At 71.6% G+C, this 1,453-nt stretch carries 2 protein-coding genes; both read right to left on the reverse strand.

Annotated elements, in window-relative coordinates; all coding sequences use genetic code 11:
* Positions 1 to 20: 20 nt before the first annotated feature.
* A complete protein-coding gene (locus AB0B89_RS36410; protein WP_358562344.1) occupies positions 21 to 323 on the reverse strand; it encodes a hypothetical protein in 303 nt (100 codons plus the stop codon).
* A 394-nt stretch (positions 324 to 717) separates the two neighbouring features.
* Positions 718 to 1,092 (reverse strand): hypothetical protein, encoded by a 375-nt coding sequence (locus AB0B89_RS36415; RefSeq protein ID WP_358562347.1) that lies wholly within the window; start codon positions 1,090 to 1,092, stop codon positions 718 to 720.
* Positions 1,093 to 1,453 lie beyond the last annotated feature (361 nt).

The raw sequence follows: 1,453 nt of genomic DNA on the forward strand, positions 1-1,453 counted from the left end.
ACGGGGGTCGAACCAGAAGCTCAGCACCGGGCGGTCCCTGCGTGCCAGGTAGCCGTCACGTCCTCGGCGACGGGGATCGCCTCGGCCAGCGCCTGCCCGCCGTGCGAGAGCGAGGCGGAGTTCGCGACATTACCGACGGCCAGCTCGGTCTCCAGGGGAACCGGCCGGCGCAGGGTCACCTCCAGCGCATGCGACCCGTCAAGCGTGCCCGAGAGGGTGCCGGCGAGCGCGCCCGCGATCCAGCCTCCGTTGGCGGTGCCCTCGGGCCCGCGAAAGCGAGCCGGAACGGTGAGCACGGTACGCAGGCCAGCCGAAGTCGTCATGCTGAAGCACCCCCCATGCTGCTCCACATCAAGGAGCGACACTTAGTAAATTTTGTGAGATACCGTCACATTTTATCCGCACGCTCCACTGTCATGGCATCAGGCCCCGGTGTCGGACCCGTTAGCCAGGGGTAACGGCGGCGTGACGAGTACGCCCCCACCGCCCGACCCACCGCTGGACAAGGCACAGCGGATCCTCGGCGAGGGCGGCACGAACCTCCCAACCGCCGAGCCCGGCGCACCATTCCCCAGGTCGCCACCCAGGAGTTCGGTACGCCGGACCCGACGACCACGGCCCGCTGGCTCACGGGCATCGAGTATGGTCAGCAGGGCTACTGCCGGGGCCACCCGGCCGCACAAGCGCGCTCCGTCGCCCCGCTGAGATCGCCGACGCTTACTTGATGCTCTCGCACGGTAGCCCGATGCGCTGACCGTGGTCCCAACCCGAGACGCAGTACTTCCCGACGACGGCGGGGATGCCAGTCCACACCTGGTTGGGCTCGAACGCGCCGTTGGTCCACGTCTGGGTAGAGCCGTGCCGGTACAGCCCGTTGGGGCCGGTGAGATCGAAGTTTCCGTAGAAGGAGCCGTGCTGGGGGTACGCCTCGACGTACACCGTGCCGTTCTTGGGGGTGGAGAGGTACATGCAGACGTTTCCGTTGCAGCCGAGGGCATCCGCCTGCGACGCGGTGGCGCCCGTGAGAAGCGCCCCGGAGGCAAGGGTGGTGGCCACCGCGATCATTCCGAGTTTCGAGCCGAGTACGCGCATGTTCGGTTCCCTTCCAGGTGTGAGCCCCACTTTTGATGGCCCGGCCCAACAGGACCGGTGAGGCCCCTCAAGGAAACCGTCCGCGACGGTCCGAGCGGCAGGCGCTCGACCGGCGGTTGTCCGGCGGTTGACCCGCGGCGGCCCGGACATGATCGCGTACCGCGGCCCGGCGGGAAGGGGATCGCCGGTCGGCGACGTGCCGCGTCGCCACCGAATGCCGGCCCGGCGGCCCGCGGGCGGCCCGGGGCTCGCGACGGCGGGGGGGGGGGGGCGGGGCGCCGCCCCCCGCCCCCCCCCCCCGCGCGGGGCGCAGGCCCCCCCCGCCCCGGCCGCCGCCCCGCGCGGGGGGGGGCGGGGCGGG

Source organism: Sphaerisporangium sp. NPDC049002 (assembly GCF_040649355.1).
GTDB lineage: Bacteria > Actinomycetota > Actinomycetes > Streptosporangiales > Streptosporangiaceae > Sphaerisporangium.